Raw genomic sequence first — 16,802 nt, forward strand, 5'->3', positions numbered from 1 at the left:
CAAATATAACCAAACAAAAAAGTCGCAACAATTGCTGCGACTTTTAAATATTACTTTTTTCTAGTTATATGTTGATGTTGACACCTCAAAAGCAGAATCTTTAGCCGCCAACCAACGCTCCGCATCTAAAGCAGCCATACATCCAGTTCCTGCAGCCGTAACCGCCTGCCTATAAACATGATCTGCAGCATCACCAGATACAAAAACACCTTCAATATTTGTTTTAGACGTTCCAGGTTCATTTATGATATATCCTGTTTCATCTAAATCTAAAAAATCTTTAAATATATCAGTATTAGGTTTATGTCCAATTGCCACGAAAAATCCTGTAGCTGGAATTTCATGCTTTTCGTTTGTTTGGTTATTAAAAACTCTTACAGCAGTAACTACTTGCCCATCTCCTAAAACCTCATCGGTTTCTGTATTGAAAAGTATTTCGATATTCTCTGTATTCTTAACTCTCGCTGCCATAATTTTAGAGGCTCTAAACTCATCTCTACGAACTAGCATAGTCACTTTTTTACAAAGTTTAGATAAGTAATGTGCTTCCTCACAGGCTGAATCTCCAGCGCCTACAATTACCACTTCTTGGTTTCTGTAAAAGAATCCATCACAAACAGCACATGCAGAGACACCTCCTCCTAGTTTTAAATATTTTTGTTCAGAATCTAAACCTAAATATTTAGCTGAAGCTCCTGTTGATATAATTATTGTATCAGCATGAATTTCTTTTGTTTCATTAACCCATGCTTTATGAACATCACCTGAAAAATCAACTTTCGTAACCCACCCATCACGAACGTCTGTTTCAAAACGTTGCGCTTGTGCTTGAAGCTGCATCATCATTTCTGGTCCTGTTACGCCTTCTGGATAACCAGGAAAATTCTCTACTTCATTTGTAGTTGTTAACTGTCCACCTGGTTGCGTACCTTGATACAAAACAGGCGACATATTAGCTCTAGCTGCATAAATTGCCGCTGTATAACCAGCTGGTCCAGAACCTATAATTAAGCATTTTACTTTTTCTATATTTTCAGACATAATTTCTATTAGTTTAATCTTAACAAAAGTAGAATTTTTGATTGAATCCTTACACTTAAGTTATTAACAGTTCTTATTGTGGAATAAGTTATAATTATAAAAAAAGCCGAACAGGATTGTTCAGCTTTTTTTGTCGGGGTGGCAGGATTCGAACCTGCGACCTCCGCGTCCCAAACGCGGCGCGATAACCGGGCTACGCTACACCCCGAAATAGTTATCATTAACAGGCTGCAAATATACTTTATTTATTCATTTAATAATTACAATTTTATAAAAATATTTCTTGTTTAAAAATTATACTTTTGCTTTCTATTTTAAACTTAAAAATATTGCAATTATTAACAAAACAAACACTTTATTTTCTTGCTTTTTGTCTGACTTTTTTCAGTTTTAGCCAGTCAGAAATAAAAGGAAAACTGGTTGATAGTAATAATACTCCAATAATGTTTGCACAAGTATTAAACACTAGTGGAGAAATAATAACAACCACAAAAATTAATGGGACTTTTGAAATTTTAAAACCAGGTATTTATAGTTTTAAAAAAGAGGGTTATCTTAAAAAAACTCTTGATTTAACCAAAGAATCCTACAACACCATTCAATTAGACATAAACCCATCTGAATTAAATGAAATTATAATTAACACCAATCACATTCCTCAAAAATTAAAAAAGGCCACGGCTGCAATTAGTATAATTTCTAATGAAGATATTCAGCGCTTTAATAACGTAGATTTTGCACCAATTTTAAACCGTACTCCTGGGGTTTTTATGCAAAGCGGAGCTCTTAATACCAATAGGATTACAATTAGAGGAATTGGTTCTAGAAATCTATTTGGCACCTCAAAAATTAGAGCTTATTTTAAAGATATACCTCTTACAAATGGCAGCGGTGAAACGACTATTGAAGATTTTGAATTGGCTTCCATATCGCGCTTCGAAATTATAAAAGGTGCTACATCAAGTATTTATGGCGCTGGTCTTGGAGGTGCTATTCATATTAATCCTCAAAATGCTTTTTTAAAACAAACTAATCTAAACAGCGAGTTATTAGTTGGCGATTTTGGTTTAATTAAAGGTATTGTTAACCTTAATTATGGAACTTCAAAAAATAGTATTAGGGCTGTTTATAGCAACACTCACAGTAACGGTTACCGAGATAATAACAAATATGACAGACAAACTTTTACTATAAACACCAATCACTTTTTAAACAAAAAAAATGAATTAAGTTTTTTAATTAGTTATGTTGATTTAAAAGCATTCATACCAAGTTCTTTAAACGAAGAAACCTTTTTAAACAATCCGAAGGCTGCTGCTTTTACATGGAAGCAATCGCAAGGTTTTGAGGATTCGAAAAGAGGTGTTTTTGGATTGTCATGGAATCATAATTACAATCAAAAGTTAAAACAAATTACTAGCATTTTTACCTCTTTTAGAAATGCATACGAACCCAGACCTTTTAATATTTTATCAGAAAACACATTCGCATTGGGTATACGAAGTCGAGTTTTGGGAAATACATTAATATTTAATAAAACTCTAAATTGGACCATTGGCGGCGAACTATTTAAAGACACCTATAAATATAAAACTTTTGACAACTTATATGAAGATTTTCCTGCTGGTACTGGAAGTGTTGAAGGTGATAACTTATCAAACTTTAAAGAAATACGAGATTATTACAATTTATTTTTTGAAACTAATTATGAAATATCAAAAAAAAGCACATTTACAATAGGTTTAAATTTAAACCAAACATCTTATAATTTAGATGACCGCTTTGAAGTTTCTAACGAAAACCCAGATCAATCTGGTAGTTATAAATTCGGAGATATTCTATCTCCAAAATTTGGGTTTTCTCATGAGTTTTCTAAAAATTTAAGTGGTTTTTCAAGTATTAGTCACGGCTTTTCACCCATTTCTTTAAATGAAACTTTATTACCAAACGGACAGTTAAACACCAATTTAAAACCTGAAACAGGTTGGAATTTTGAAATAGGAACTAGAGGCTCAGCCCTAAAAAACAGATTACAATTCAATTTATCCTTGTTTCGATTAGACATAAAAAACTTACTAGTTTCAAGAAGAACTTCTGAAGATGAATTTATAGGAATAAACGCTGGAAAAACTCAACATGAGGGATTGGAATTAGCTATAAATTACCAATGGTTAAACAAAGAAAAAATAGCTATTAACACCTTCCTTAACTTTACACAAAACAATTTTATTTTTAAAGAATTTATAGACGAAGAAAATGATTTTTCAGGAAACGATTTAACTGGTGTTCCTTCAAATGTTTTAAACGCAGGTGTAGATTTTAATTCTGCTTCAGGGGTATACGGCAATATTAATTTTCAACAAGTTGGGAGCATGCCTATTACAGATAGCAATAGTTTATATACAAGTAGTTACCAACTAAGCAATTTAAAAATTGGGTACAGAATCGACATCAACAAAAAAGTTCAAGTAAATTTATTTTTTGGTTTAAACAATATATTTGATGAAGATTATGCTTCACAAATATTAATAAACGCAAGTAGCTTTGGTGGAAATGCACCAAGATATTTTTATCCAGGAAATCCAAGAAATTATTATGCGGGAATTAATATGAATTACATTTTTTAATGTAAATTTATCAATAAAAGATATTTAACTATGACGCGAATTCATTTTTTCCTAGCTATTGTATTTGTAACTTTTTCAGCCTGTGCTCAACAAACTGAATCTGAAATAAAAGCTGAAAGCCCTAAAGATTTAAACTACACAACAGAGCTGATAGTACCTGATTTAAATATTCCTTGGGGGATGACTTTTTTACCTGATGGAAGCATGTTAATAACTGAAAAATCAGGAGAACTTATACATTTTAAGGATGGTAAAAAAACAAATATAGAAAGTGCTCCAGAAGTTTATGTACGTGGTCAAGGTGGGTTTTTAGATATTGAAACACATCCAGATTATGCCAACAATGGATGGATTTACATGACTTTTGCTTCTTCTGATGGAGAAGGTGACGGTGGAAACACAGCTTTAATGAGAGCCAAATTAAACGGAAATACTCTAGTTAACAAAGAACTGCTTTACAAAGCTACTCCAAATACCAAAAAAGGTCAACATTGGGGATCGCGCATTGCTTTTGATGATGATGGTTATTTATATTTTTCAATTGGAGATCGTGGTAATAGAGACGTAAACCCGCAAGATATAACTATTGATTGTGGTAAAATTTACAGATTAAATGACGATGGAACTATTCCAGAAGACAACCCATTTATAGGGATGGAAAATGTAAAAACTGCTATCTATAGCTACGGACACAGAAACCCACAGGGCATGACAAAAAACCCATTTACTGGAGCAATTTGGGTAAATGAACATGGTCCGCGAGGTGGTGATGAAATTAACGTCATTCAAAAGGGTAAAAACTTTGGCTGGCCCGTAATATCTTACGGTATAAATTATAGCGGCACAACATTTACAGAAATCACAGAGAAAGAAGGCATGGAACAACCTTTATTCTATTGGGTGCCATCTATTGCACCAAGCGGAATGGCAGTTGTTTCCTCAGAAAAATATCCGAATTGGAAAAGCAATGTTTTAGTTGGCTCATTAAAATTCAGTTATCTCGAGCGATTAGTTTTAGAAAACGATAAAGTTGTAAAACGCGAAAAACTATTTGAAGATATTGGGCGTGTTAGAGATGTTGTTCAAGCTCCTGATGGTTATATTTATGTTGCTGTGGAAGGAAAAGGAATATTTAAAATAATATCTAAAAATTAAAATACTAGAAATGAAATTTATCTTAATCTGCCTTATAACTATTTCATCAATATTTACAATTAACCAAAATACTAACAAGTATACTTCACATGAAGACCCTTTAACCGAAAGTATTGAGCGTGGTAGTGAAATTTACACAGACTTTTGTATGTCTTGTCACTTAGCAAATGGAGAAGGCGTAGAAAATATTTATCCTCCCTTAGCAAAATCAGACTTTCTTCTCAAAAATCGAAAAGAAAGCATAAAAGGTATTAAGTATGGACAACAAGGAGAAATAGTAGTTAATGGTAAAACTTATAATGGCAATATGTCTGCATTAGGTTTAAGCGATGATGAAGTTGCCGATGTTATGAATTACATTACAAATAGTTGGGGTAATAAAAATGATAAAATGATTACAGAAGAAGAAGTTTCTGAAATTAAAAAATAAGCATATTTCCGCTTGAAAGATTTTACATTTAACTAACTTTGTGAGAAGTCAATTAAACATCAAATCATGCTAATTATTGGAATTGCAGGCGGAACAGGTTGCGGCAAAACTACAGTTGTAAACCAAATACTAAACGAACTCCCAGAGGGTGAAGTTGGTGTTATCTCGCAAGATTCCTATTATAAAGATACAACTCACTTAACATACGAGGAACGCACAAATATAAATTTTGATCACCCAAGATCTATCGATTTCGATTTACTAGTAAATCATTTAAAAGAACTAAAGGGAAATAACCCTATTCATCAACCTGTCTATTCTTTCGTAAAGCATAACAGAACAGGTGATACTATTCTAACACATCCAAGAAAAGTGATGATAGTTGAGGGTATTTTAATTTTAACAAATCGTGAATTAAGGGATATGTTTGACATTAAAATATTTGTTCATGCTGATACAGATGAGCGTTTAATACGGAGACTAAAACGCGACATAAAGGAACGTGGTAGAGATTTAGATGAAGTTTTAACCAGATACCAAAAAACGTTAAAACCAATGCACGAACAATTTATTGAACCCATGAAAGAATATGCAGATATTATCATTCCAAACAATAAATATAACACTGTAGCTGTTGATATGGTACGCACCATTATAAACAACAAATTGTAATGACAAAATTTAAAAAAAATACAAGCAAATATTTAAAACCCTTTAAAAATTGGTTTACCCTAATTTTGGCTATTTTTATAATTTGGATGCTCTTTTTTGATGCAAATTCTTGGTTTATTCATAATGAATTGAATAACGATATTAATGCACTTGAAGACGAAAAAGAATACTACAGGCGAGAAATTGAAAAAGATAAAAAAGCTATAAAGAAATTAAGTACCGAAGAAGGCTTAGAAAAGTTTGCTCGTGAGGAATATTACATGAAACGGGATAATGAAGAAATTTTTATTATAGAATACGAAGACAGTTTAAAAACAAAACAAAATGACTAAACAGTTATTTAGTGAGTTTGATTCTGTCTCATCAAAACAGTGGAAACAAAAAATTCAGTTCGATTTAAAGGGTGCAGATTATAATGAATCGCTTGTTTGGAACACAAATGAAGATATTGCTATTAAACCTTTTTATCATGCTGATGATTTTGATAATCTTCCAGAAACTTCAAACACGAAGGCTACTGAATGGAAAATTTGTCAATCCATTTATGTAGCAAACACAGAAAAATCAAATTCTAAAGCTATCGAAGTATTAGAAAGAGGAGCCGAAAGCATTAAATTTATTATTCCTTCTGAAGATATTTCAATTCAAGAATTACTAAAAAATATAGATTTAGACAACACGCAAATTTATTTTATCCTACAATTTTTACCCGAAGATTTTTCAAAACAATTTTCTAATATTCACAATAGAAAAAACGTTTTTTTTCATCTAGACGTTATACATAATTTAGCTAAAAATGGCAATTTTTTTAAAAGTTTTAAAGAAGATTTCGCAACCTTCGAATCGGTAGTAAAACAAACTAAATTAATAAGTATTAACACCTCATTGTATCAAAATGCTGGAGCTAATATGGTGCAACAACTGGCTTATACACTTGCTCATGTTAACGAATATTTAAATCATTTTAAAAGCTTACCATTAAACAAACTCAAAGTTGTTTTTCATGTTTCAATCAGCACCAATTACTTTTTCGAAATAGCAAAACTAAGAGCCTTGCGTTTATTATGGGAAACATTAGCAACAGAATATGGTATAAACACAAATTGCCATATTGTAGCAACAACATCAAAAAGAAATAAAACACTTTACGATTATAACACAAACATGTTACGAACAACAACAGAATGTATGAGTGCTATTTTGGGTGGTGCAAATACGATTTGTAATTTACCATATGATACCATTTATCATAAAGACAATGAGTTTGGTGAACGTATTGCAAGAAATCAACTTTTAATTTTAAAACACGAAAGTTATTTTGATAAAGTTGACAATCCTGCTGACGGGGCGTATTACATCGAAACTCTAACCAATCAATTAGCAGAAAAAGGATTAGAATTGTTTAAAAATATTGAAAGAAACGGTGGCTTCTTAAAACAATTAAAAGAAGGCTTAATACAACGAAAAATAAAAGAAAGCGCTTCCAAAGAGCAGAATCAATTTAATACCGGTGAAGAAGTTTTACTAGGTACAAATAAACACCCAAATTTAAATGATGTAATGAAAGATGAGTTGGAAATTTATCCTTTTGTAAAAACCAATAAAAGAAAAACCTTAATTGAACCTATAATAGAAAAACGATTATCAGAAAATTTAGAACAAGAACGATTAAAAAATGAAAAGTAAACTCATGAAAGTAAAATTTAACCTCATTGTATTTTTATTAGTACTAACGCTAACTAGTTGTAAAAAAGAAAACACTTTTAACGATTTTAAATTTGAAAGCAAAGGTGTTGTTGTTGATTGTGAGAATAAAAACCTATCCGCTCTTCTAAATGAAGCACTTTTCAGTTTTGAAGATGATATAACCAAATTTTATAACAGAGGACAAACTAATTTACCATCTGCTTATTCTCAATTTATTAGAAATGCTCTAAGCAACCGTGTTAAATATGAAGATGTTGTATCGCCGCATACCGTTAAAGTATTTGAAGCTTTAAAACAAGAAAACAGCCTTTGGGATGCTGAAAATAAAGCAAGTTATTTAAATTACAATAGTACTTTTTTTAACTGCATAGCTGATAAAATTCAAAGCAAAGATTTAAAGACAACCTTAAAAGCATTAGTTTCTACCAATAGTATGAGTCCTCGCCTTTTTGGTTCGCCCTTAATGTCTAATTTCAGATTAGTATCTTCAGATAAGTATTTATCAAGCTATGTTGCTTTTGATTTATACTATGCAAAACTTTTCAATATTGATTTGAGTAATGTAAAAGAAAAACCAGAACCTAAAGTAGATTTTAATCAAATACCTAAATAGTGATAACAGTTTTTTAATGAAAAGATTTTATCTAATAATGCTTAATATTTTTTTAGTTTTTTCTTGCAAAGATAAAGACAACAGAAGTACAGAGATAAATTTAGATGGTGAATATTTTTATTCAAAAGGCAAAAACATAAGTTACTTTCTTCCTAAAGATTTCACTCTATATAGTTCGACTAGTAAAAACAATGATGACAAGTTTTTTTCGAGTATTAGAAACCCCAAACTCAAAAACTTAATTTCAGAGAATTATATTGAAGGACACATTTTACCAATTACTGAAAATTTCAAATATTTATACAAAGAGGATTCAACAAATTATCAAAATATATTTATCAATGAAGTGAAATACTTAAAATTAAATGATGCTATGGCTGAAATTTTATCTGCTATGAATAAACGATTTCTGAATAAAGTAACGAAAGATTCAACTTCTGCGATAATAAGTTTAGAAAAGGACTATATAATTAACAAAACCAATTATCAAATTATTGTAAATACTGGTAAAATGATTTTAAAAAAAGATACAACTTATTGGGAAAATTATATAATATCTAAATTTAATAAAACATTTACTATCACAACTAAATCTAGTAAAAAAGGAGATTTCCTTCCATACATAAATAAGATTCAATCTGGAGACAAAAGATAATCTTACATGAGAAAAGATATTCAACATATTAAGATAAAATCATCAACTGAAATAAACCAGTTGAAGGAATCTACTTTTAAAACCGCTGAAGGAATTGATGTTAAATCTTGTTATTCGAAAGAAGATATTGAAAGTTTAGAACACATAAATTTTGTTGCAGGAATCTCACCAAATCTTCGTGGACCATACAGTACAATGTATGTTCGTAGACCTTGGACGATTCGTCAATATGCTGGATTTTCTACAGCTGAAGAAAGCAATGCATTTTACAGGCGAAACTTAAAGGCAGGACAAAAAGGTCTGTCTGTTGCGTTTGATTTACCAACCCATCGTGGTTATGATTCCGATCACGAACGTGTCGTTGGCGATGTTGGAAAAGCTGGAGTTGCTATAGACTCAGTGGAGGATATGAAAATTCTTTTCGACCAAATTCCACTAGATAAGATGTCTGTTTCTATGACCATGAACGGCGCAGTGCTGCCTATTATGGCTTTCTATATTGTTGCAGCGGAAGAACAAGGCGTAAAACCAGAACAATTAGCTGGAACCATTCAAAATGACATCTTAAAGGAGTTTATGGTGCGTAACACTTACATTTATCCGCCAACACCTTCAATGAAAATTATTTCAGATATTTTTGAATATACTAGCAAAAAAATGCCAAAATTTAATAGCATAAGTATTTCAGGATATCATATGCAAGAAGCTGGCGCAACCTGTGATATCGAGCTAGCTTATACCCTAGCTGATGGTTTAGAATATATTAGAAAAGGATTAGCGGCAGGCATGAATATTGATACTTTCGCTCCACGGTTATCATTTTTCTGGGCAATAGGCATGAACCATTTTATGGAAATTGCTAAAATGCGAGCTGCAAGAATGTTGTGGGCAAAATTGGTAAAACAGTTTAATCCTAAAAACGAAAAATCTTTAGCTTTACGCACACATTGCCAAACATCCGGTTGGAGTTTAACCGAGCAAGACCCTTTTAATAATGTAGCAAGAACGACTATTGAAGCTGCTGCTGCTGCGTTTGGCGGAACACAAAGTCTACATACTAACGCACTTGATGAAGCCATTGCTTTACCAACCGATTTTTCTGCTAGAATTGCAAGAAATACTCAAATTTTTCTACAAGAAGAAACTAAAATCACTAAAACTGTAGATCCTTGGGCAGGCAGTTATTATATTGAAAAATTAACTCATGATATCGCTCAAAAAGCATGGAATTTAATTGAAGAAATTGAAGAATTAGGAGGTATGACTAAAGCTATTGAGTCTGGAATACCCAAAATAAGAATTGAGGAAGCAGCAGCAAGAAAGCAATCTAGAATAGATTCTGAACAAGATATTATTGTAGGAGTTAACAAATATAAATTAGAAGAAGAGACCCCTATTTCTACATTAGAAGTCGATAATCAAACTGTGAGACATTCGCAAATAGAGCGTTTAAAAAAAATTAAATCTACCAGAAATTCCAGCAAAGTAAAAACAGCCTTAACAAAATTAACAAAAGCTGCTCGTTTAAGGAAAGAAAATTTACTAGCTTTAGCTATTGAAGCTGCTAGAGAACGTGCTACGCTTGGTGAAATTAGTGATGCTTTAGAAGTAGAATTTGGGAGACACAAGGCTCAAATAAAATCATTTTCTGGTGTATATAGTAAAGAAATGAAAGAAGACAAGTCCTTTAAAAAAGCTCAAGAATTAGCTGATGTTTTTGCCCAACAAGATGGCAGAAGACCTAGAATTATGATAGCTAAAATGGGACAAGATGGACATGACCGTGGTGCAAAAGTAGTAGCAACAGGTTATGCTGATTTAGGTTTTGATGTAGATATTGGCCCTTTGTTTCAAACACCAAAAGAAGCCGCAAAACAAGCTGTTGAAAATGATGTTCATATTTTAGGAGTTTCTTCGCTAGCTGCTGGACATAAAACATTAGTTCCCCAAGTTATTGAGGAATTGAAAAATTTTGACCGGGAAGATATTATGGTTATTGTAGGTGGCGTAATACCAAAACAAGATTATCAATATCTATTTGATGCAGGAGCTATTGCCGTATTTGGGCCTGGAACAAAAATTAGTGATGCTGCAATTAAAATTTTAAAGATTTTAATTGATTAGGTTAGCTAATTTTTTAAATAATCACGCATATTTTCTATTCAAGTTTTGTTAACAAGTTACATTTTTATTCCTAAGAAATAATTGTATTTTTACCGTTAATAAAACCAAATCATTAATGGGCAAAATCATTGCAATTGCTAACCAAAAAGGTGGTGTTGGAAAAACAACAACATCGGTAAATTTAGCAGCCTGTCTTGGCGTTCTAGAAAAAAAAGTACTTCTTATAGATGCTGACCCTCAAGCAAATGCAACTTCTGGAATTGGTATAGATGTAGAACAGGTTGAAATTGGAACCTACCAACTTTTAGAACATTCTAATTCGGCTAAAGAGGCTATAATTCAAACAGAATCGCCAAATTTAGATATTATTCCTGCACATATTGACTTAGTGGCGATTGAAATTGAACTTGTTGATAAAAAAGCTAGAGAATACATGCTAAAAAAGGCTTTGGCTGAAATAAAAAACGATTACGATTATATTTTAATTGATTGCGCACCTTCTTTAGGTCTTTTAACATTAAACGCATTAACCGCTTCTGATGCTGTAATTATTCCTATTCAATGCGAATATTTTGCACTAGAAGGTTTAGGGAAATTATTAAACACCATTAAAAGTGTTCAAAAAATACATAATCCAGAGTTAGATATTGAAGGTTTATTACTTACAATGTATGATTCTAGGTTACGTTTATCCAACCAAGTAGTTGAAGAAGTACAAAAACATTTTAACGACATGGTTTTTAAAACCATTATTCAAAGGAATGTGCGATTAAGCGAAGCACCAAGCTACGGAGAAAGTATAATTAATTACGATGCAAGTAGTAAAGGTGCGAGTAATTACTTAAGTTTGGCAAAAGAAATCATCAATAAAAACTCCTAAATTATGGCTAAGGCAACAAAAAAACAGGCTTTAGGTAGAGGTTTATCAGCACTATTAAATGATCCTGATAACGATATTAAATCCGTTCAAGATAAAAATGCCGATAAAGTAGTTGGAAATATTATTGAACTTGATATTGATTTTATTGAAGTGAACCCATTTCAACCTCGTACTAATTTTAGTGAAGAATCGCTCAGAGAATTAGCTTCTTCAATTAAAGAATTAGGTATTATTCAACCAATAACGGTTAGAAAATTAGGGTTTAATAAATATCAATTAGTCTCTGGAGAACGACGTTATAGAGCTTCTAAATTACTTAGTTTAGAAACCATTCCTGCTTATATAAGAATTGCAAACGATCAAGAATCGTTAGAAATGGCGTTAGTTGAAAACATACAGCGCCAAGATTTAGATCCTATCGAAATTGCATTATCATACCAACGTTTAATAGACGAAATACAACTAACTCAAGAACAAATGAGTGAGCGAGTAGGTAAAAAACGTTCAACGATAGCTAATTATTTACGTTTACTTAAGTTAGACCCAATTATTCAAACCGGTATGCGCGATGGGTTTATTTCCATGGGGCACGGTCGTGCTTTGATTACTATAGAAGACCAAAGTATTCAATTAGACATTTACGAAAAAATACTATCTAATAAGCTATCGGTTAGAGAAACTGAAGTTTTGGTGAGTAACTTCAATACTAATGAACGTATTGAAATACCTTCCAAAAAGCAACAAGATGAAGACACTCCCAAATTCATAAAAAAAGGTATTACTGCATTTTCAGAATACTTTGGGCATAAAATAGACGTTAAAGTTTCTAAGAACGGTAAAGGAAAAATAACCATTCCTTTTCATTCTGAAGAAGATTTTAATCGTATTAAAAAATTAGTTCAAGGTGCCAAATAAATTTATAATAGCGAGTCTATTAGCAATGCTTTTCTGCTTTTCCGTGTCAGGACAAGAAAAAAAACGAAAAAAAAATAAAAAAGAAGAGCTTACAAAAGAGATTGTTGTAGACTCCATTGTAGAAATTAGAGATCCTATAAACCCTTTATCTCCTGCAAAAGCAGCATTTTATTCTGCTGTATTACCCGGCCTCGGGCAAGCTTACAATAAAAAGTACTGGAAAATACCTCTAGTATACACTGCAATAGGCACGGGAGTTTATTTTTACATAACCAACAACAACGAATACAACAGATACAGAGATGCGTTTAAAAGCAGATTAGCTGGTTTTACAAACGATGAATTCTATTTTGATTCACAGGGGAACCAACTTACCATACCAAGAATTACAGACGATGGGCTGTTGAGAGCACAAAGAACTTTTAGAAGAAACAAGGAGTTATCCCTTTTAGTCACCATAGGGATGTATGCATTAAATATAATTGATGCTAATGTTGATGCACATTTACTGCAATATAATGTAGATGAAAACTTATCTTTGGCACCACATTATAACATAAATCAAATTGATGCCACAGGTAATGTGGGGTTAACTCTAAATTTTAAATTTTAATATGAATATCGCTTTACTTGGCTACGGAAGAATGGGACAAACTATAGAACAAATTGCTCTTAAACGCGGGCATAAAATTGTTTTGAAGGTTGACAAAGATGATAAAGATTATGATATTACCAAAGCTGATGTAGCAATAGATTTTAGTATTCCAACAGTGGCTTTTAACAATATTTCTAATTGCTTAAACCATAATGTTCCTGTTATATCTGGTACAACAGGTTGGTTAGAAGATTATCACAAAGCTGTGGCACTGTGTAAAGAAAAAAAGAGTGCTTTTATATATGCCTCTAATTATAGTTTGGGTGTAAATATATTTTTTGAACTCAATAAAACACTTGCTAAAATGATGAGTAATTTGAAACAATACAACGTTTCAATGGAAGAAATTCATCATACTAAAAAATTAGATGCACCTAGCGGTACAGCAATATCATTGGCAAACGATATTATATCAAACCATGAAAGTTTTGATAACTGGAAGCTCGATGAAACCGGTGAGTCCATAATACCTATAACAGCAAAACGAATTGAAGATGTTCCTGGAACGCATACTGTTACTTATGAAAGTGAAGTTGATACCGTTTCAATAGAACACATAGCTCATAACAGACAAGGTTTTGCACTTGGCGCCGTAATAGCAGCTGAATGGATTATTGGAAAAACAGGAGTTTTTACAATGAGCGATGTGTTAAATATTGGTTAACTCTAGTAAAATTTGTAACATCATGCTTAAGTTTATCTACTAACGAAAAGAATTAAAATTACGATTATGACATTAGCACAGTGGTTTATTTTCATCCTAATAATTCAAGTAATACATGGCTTAGGAACCTGGAAATTATACATAAAAGCAGGTAGAAAAGCCTGGGAAGCTTTTGTTCCAGTTTATAATGGTGTGGTTTTAATGAAAATAATTAACCGCCCAAAATGGTGGATAATTCTACTATTTTTACCAATTGTAAATCTTATAATGCTCGCTATTGTTTGGGTTGAAACCGCACGTAGTTTTGGTAAAAACAGTAATATTGACACATTATTAGCTGTAGTAACACTAGGTTTTTACAACTTCTATTTAAACTATGTTGCCGATGTTAATTATATAGAAAACAGAAGCTTACAACCCAAATCTGGTTCTGGAGATTGGGTTAGTTCTATTCTATTTGCAATTGTTGCAGCGACTATTGTTCATACATATTTTATTCAACCATTTACTATTCCATCCTCATCTTTAGAAAAATCTTTATTAGTTGGCGATTTTCTTTTTGTAAGTAAATTTCATTACGGCGCAAGAATACCAATGACAACAGTTGGGGCACCAATGGTTCATGATACGATTCCAATTTTAAAAAAGAAATCTTATTTATTCAACGACAATTTTGAAAAACGAAAAACATCATTAATAAATAAATTACAACTGCCGTATCTAAGACTTCCAGGTTTTGAGAAAATAGATAGAAATGAAATTGTAGTCTTTAATCAACCGGCAGATACGCTGTTGGATATGAATGATTTTACTCCAGACAGAAACTACTATAAGCCAATCGATAAAAAAACTAATCTTGTAAAACGTTGTGTAGGTGTTGCTGGTGACACTCTAGAAATTCGAGAGGGTTACGTTTATATAAATGGCAAAAAAAATGAATTACCTGATAGAGCGAAACTTCAATTTAGCTATAAAATTGATTTAAAAGAAGGACAAGGATTTAACAACAACATAATAAGCTACCTTAAAACTAGATACGATATTACTGATGGTATTTATCGTAACGGCCAAGGAGAAATTATTGTTCCTGCTGCTACAGATTACGCTGCAGACCAATTTAAAAATCATCCAAGTGTTGCTAAAATAACTCGAGAAATAGGAGAAAAAGGAGAAAGAGATTCTAGTATTTTCCCTCATGATCCTGCTTATAAATGGAACATTGATTTTTTTGGTCCTCTTTATATTCCCGAAGCTGGAAAAACAATTGATATTAATATTGATAATTTACCTTTATACAAACGTGTTATTACCGAATACGAAGGCAATACATTACAAGTAAAGGGTAACCAGATTTTAATAAACGGCCAAATAACAAGTACATATACTTTTAAACAAAACTACTATTGGATGATGGGAGATAATCGCCATAACTCGGTTGATGCTAGACGATGGGGCTTTGTTCCTTTTGATCATGTAGTTGGAAAACCTGTATTTATTTGGATGAGCTGGGATGGCATTAAAAATCCTCGTTTAGAGCGTTTCTTTACGACTGTTGGTGGATCTGGAAAAGCCACATCATATTTTATTCCATTTTTAGTGCTACTTTTTGGGTATCTTGGTTTTAGCAAATGGAGAAAACGCAAAAAAGCCAATGGTTAATTTATTTAGTTTTTAGGCGTTTAGCTATTTCAACTAAAAACAAACCATTCCTGAGCTAATGAATATTATTATACATCCAACATATTTGCCAAATATTGCACATTTTGTAGCCATGGCAAACTCAAAAGAAATCGCTTTTGAAATGGATGACAATTTTGTAAAACAAACCTACCGAAACAGGTCATATATTTACGGAGCAAACGGAAAATTAGCTTTAAATATTCCCGTTGTACACTCTCAAAAGAATCGACAAAAATATCGTGATGTTAAAATATTCAATGAAGAAAAATGGCAAAATCTACATTGGAAATCATTACTCTCTGCGTACAGAACATCACCTTTTTTTGAGTACTACGAAGATGAACTGAGACCATTATTCGAATTAAAAACAGATTATATATTAGATTTCAATTTTAAGTGTTTTGAGACTATTTGTGATTGTTTACAATTAGAGCTTAATTATACCAAAACAGAAATTTATAATAACACATTTGAAAGTGGTATAGATTTGAGAAACTTGGTTAACGCAAAAAAAGAAATCCAATTTAAATTTGAACCCTACACACAAGTATTTTCAAATAAACATAGCTTTATTCCTAACTTGAGTATTTTAGATTTACTTTTTAATGAAGGACCAAACTCAATAGATTATTTAGAGTCACAATCTTTAATAATTGAATAATGCTACAAACATTTGCGCATTATGGTTGCCATCTTTTAATCCCACTATTTATTGCTTTAATTTGGTTTAAACAAAACTGGAAAATAGCATTTTTAATTATGTTTTCTGGTATGTGGATAGATTTAGATCACCTTTTAGCAAATCCCATTTTTGACCCTAATAGATGTAGTATAAATTTTCATCCGCTTCACTCCTATTATGCTTTTGGAGTCTATATAGTGTTAACATTTTTTAAAAAAACCCGATTAATAGGCCTAGGTTTAGTTATTCATATCATTGCTGATATAGTAGATTGCTCATTTATGTAAAAGCAATAATTCTAA

The 16,802-nt window shown here is 31.8% G+C and carries 17 protein-coding genes and 1 tRNA gene; 16 read left to right on the forward strand and 2 right to left on the reverse strand.

From position 1 onward, the window contains the following. Positions 1–60: 60 nt before the first annotated feature. A complete protein-coding gene (gene trxB, locus ABD939_RS01410; protein WP_345163661.1) occupies positions 61–1,041 on the reverse strand; it encodes a thioredoxin-disulfide reductase in 981 nt (326 codons plus the stop codon). Between the two features lie 133 nt (positions 1,042–1,174). Then, a tRNA-Pro gene (locus ABD939_RS01415) sits at positions 1,175–1,249 on the reverse strand. Between the two features lie 121 nt (positions 1,250–1,370). Here ABD939_RS01415 and ABD939_RS01420 point away from each other — a divergent pair. The 16 genes from ABD939_RS01420 (at position 1,371) to ABD939_RS01495 (ending at position 16,787) form a co-directional block, all read left to right on the forward strand. After that, a complete protein-coding gene (locus tag ABD939_RS01420; protein WP_345163664.1) occupies positions 1,371–3,668 on the forward strand; it encodes a TonB-dependent receptor domain-containing protein in 2,298 nt (765 codons plus the stop codon). Positions 3,669–3,698: 30 nt separating this feature from the next. Beyond that, positions 3,699–4,823 carry a PQQ-dependent sugar dehydrogenase gene (locus tag ABD939_RS01425; RefSeq protein WP_345163668.1) on the forward strand — a complete coding sequence of 375 codons (1,125 nt, stop codon included), beginning with the start codon at positions 3,699–3,701 and terminating at the stop codon, positions 4,821–4,823. A 10-nt stretch (positions 4,824–4,833) separates the two neighbouring features. After that, the gene (locus ABD939_RS01430) at positions 4,834–5,253 is read left to right on the forward strand and encodes a c-type cytochrome (RefSeq protein WP_345163672.1); all 420 of its coding nucleotides are present in this window, start codon (positions 4,834–4,836) and stop codon (positions 5,251–5,253) included. A gap of 66 nt (positions 5,254–5,319) precedes the next feature. Beyond that, positions 5,320–5,925, forward strand: a complete 606-nt coding sequence (gene udk, locus ABD939_RS01435; protein ID WP_345163676.1) for a uridine kinase — start codon at positions 5,320–5,322, stop codon at positions 5,923–5,925. Beyond that, positions 5,925–6,257, forward strand: coding sequence for an FtsB family cell division protein (locus ABD939_RS01440; protein ID WP_345163680.1), 333 nt, complete (start codon positions 5,925–5,927; stop codon positions 6,255–6,257). Before udk ends, ABD939_RS01440 begins: the two co-directional genes overlap by 1 nt. Continuing rightward, the gene (locus tag ABD939_RS01445; protein ID WP_345163684.1) at positions 6,250–7,611 is read left to right on the forward strand and encodes a methylmalonyl-CoA mutase subunit beta; all 1,362 of its coding nucleotides are present in this window, start codon (positions 6,250–6,252) and stop codon (positions 7,609–7,611) included. The genes ABD939_RS01440 and ABD939_RS01445 overlap by 8 nt, the downstream gene beginning before the upstream one ends. Then, positions 7,601–8,245, forward strand: coding sequence for a hypothetical protein (locus ABD939_RS01450; protein ID WP_345163687.1), 645 nt, complete (start codon positions 7,601–7,603; stop codon positions 8,243–8,245). The genes ABD939_RS01445 and ABD939_RS01450 overlap by 11 nt, the downstream gene beginning before the upstream one ends. Positions 8,246–8,261: 16 nt before the next feature. After that, the gene (locus tag ABD939_RS01455) at positions 8,262–8,900 is read left to right on the forward strand and encodes a hypothetical protein (RefSeq protein WP_345163690.1); all 639 of its coding nucleotides are present in this window, start codon (positions 8,262–8,264) and stop codon (positions 8,898–8,900) included. Positions 8,901–8,906: 6 nt separating this feature from the next. Further along, positions 8,907–11,024, forward strand: a complete 2,118-nt coding sequence (scpA, locus tag ABD939_RS01460; RefSeq protein WP_345163693.1) for a methylmalonyl-CoA mutase — start codon at positions 8,907–8,909, stop codon at positions 11,022–11,024. Positions 11,025–11,139: 115 nt separating this feature from the next. Continuing rightward, positions 11,140–11,904, forward strand: coding sequence for a ParA family protein (locus ABD939_RS01465; protein WP_345163695.1), 765 nt, complete (start codon positions 11,140–11,142; stop codon positions 11,902–11,904). A 3-nt stretch (positions 11,905–11,907) separates the two neighbouring features. Then, entirely contained in the window at positions 11,908–12,819 is a 912-nt protein-coding gene (locus tag ABD939_RS01470; RefSeq protein WP_345163697.1) for a ParB/RepB/Spo0J family partition protein, read from the forward strand. Continuing rightward, positions 12,809–13,432 (forward strand): DUF5683 domain-containing protein, encoded by a 624-nt coding sequence (locus tag ABD939_RS01475; RefSeq protein WP_345163700.1) that lies wholly within the window; start codon positions 12,809–12,811, stop codon positions 13,430–13,432. Before ABD939_RS01470 ends, ABD939_RS01475 begins: the two co-directional genes overlap by 11 nt. Before the next feature lies 1 nt (position 13,433). Continuing rightward, on the forward strand, positions 13,434–14,138 hold the full coding sequence (gene dapB / locus ABD939_RS01480; protein WP_345163703.1) for a 4-hydroxy-tetrahydrodipicolinate reductase: 705 nt from the start codon (positions 13,434–13,436) through the stop codon (positions 14,136–14,138). A gap of 66 nt (positions 14,139–14,204) precedes the next feature. Next, positions 14,205–15,797, forward strand: coding sequence for a signal peptidase I (lepB, locus tag ABD939_RS01485; RefSeq protein ID WP_345163706.1), 1,593 nt, complete (start codon positions 14,205–14,207; stop codon positions 15,795–15,797). Between the two features lie 58 nt (positions 15,798–15,855). Next, positions 15,856–16,479, forward strand: coding sequence for a WbqC family protein (locus ABD939_RS01490; protein ID WP_345163709.1), 624 nt, complete (start codon positions 15,856–15,858; stop codon positions 16,477–16,479). Continuing rightward, positions 16,479–16,787: a DUF6122 family protein gene (locus ABD939_RS01495; protein ID WP_345163712.1), complete on the forward strand. Its 309-nt coding sequence runs from the start codon at positions 16,479–16,481 to the stop codon at positions 16,785–16,787. The genes ABD939_RS01490 and ABD939_RS01495 overlap by 1 nt, the downstream gene beginning before the upstream one ends. The last annotated feature ends 15 nt before the right edge of the window (positions 16,788–16,802 follow it).

This window comes from Algibacter aquimarinus, from assembly GCF_039543265.1.
Taxonomy (GTDB): domain Bacteria; phylum Bacteroidota; class Bacteroidia; order Flavobacteriales; family Flavobacteriaceae; genus Algibacter_B; species Algibacter_B aquimarinus.

Coding starts and splice junctions, on each gene's coding strand:
- ABD939_RS01425 (WP_345163668.1), top strand. CDS start 3,699: ATGACGCGAATTCATTTTTTCCTAGCTATTGTATTTGTAACTTTTTCA.
- ABD939_RS01490 (WP_345163709.1), top strand. CDS start 15,856: ATGAATATTATTATACATCCAACATATTTGCCAAATATTGCACATTTT.
- lepB (WP_345163706.1), top strand. CDS start 14,205: ATGACATTAGCACAGTGGTTTATTTTCATCCTAATAATTCAAGTAATA.
- ABD939_RS01470 (WP_345163697.1), top strand. CDS start 11,908: ATGGCTAAGGCAACAAAAAAACAGGCTTTAGGTAGAGGTTTATCAGCA.
- scpA (WP_345163693.1), top strand. CDS start 8,907: ATGAGAAAAGATATTCAACATATTAAGATAAAATCATCAACTGAAATA.
- ABD939_RS01440 (WP_345163680.1), top strand. CDS start 5,925: ATGACAAAATTTAAAAAAAATACAAGCAAATATTTAAAACCCTTTAAA.
- dapB (WP_345163703.1), top strand. CDS start 13,434: ATGAATATCGCTTTACTTGGCTACGGAAGAATGGGACAAACTATAGAA.
- ABD939_RS01450 (WP_345163687.1), top strand. CDS start 7,601: ATGAAAAGTAAACTCATGAAAGTAAAATTTAACCTCATTGTATTTTTA.
- udk (WP_345163676.1), top strand. CDS start 5,320: ATGCTAATTATTGGAATTGCAGGCGGAACAGGTTGCGGCAAAACTACA.
- ABD939_RS01445 (WP_345163684.1), top strand. CDS start 6,250: ATGACTAAACAGTTATTTAGTGAGTTTGATTCTGTCTCATCAAAACAG.
- ABD939_RS01430 (WP_345163672.1), top strand. CDS start 4,834: ATGAAATTTATCTTAATCTGCCTTATAACTATTTCATCAATATTTACA.
- trxB (WP_345163661.1), bottom strand. CDS start 1,041: ATGTCTGAAAATATAGAAAAAGTAAAATGCTTAATTATAGGTTCTGGA.
- ABD939_RS01455 (WP_345163690.1), top strand. CDS start 8,262: ATGAAAAGATTTTATCTAATAATGCTTAATATTTTTTTAGTTTTTTCT.
- ABD939_RS01465 (WP_345163695.1), top strand. CDS start 11,140: ATGGGCAAAATCATTGCAATTGCTAACCAAAAAGGTGGTGTTGGAAAA.
- ABD939_RS01495 (WP_345163712.1), top strand. CDS start 16,479: ATGCTACAAACATTTGCGCATTATGGTTGCCATCTTTTAATCCCACTA.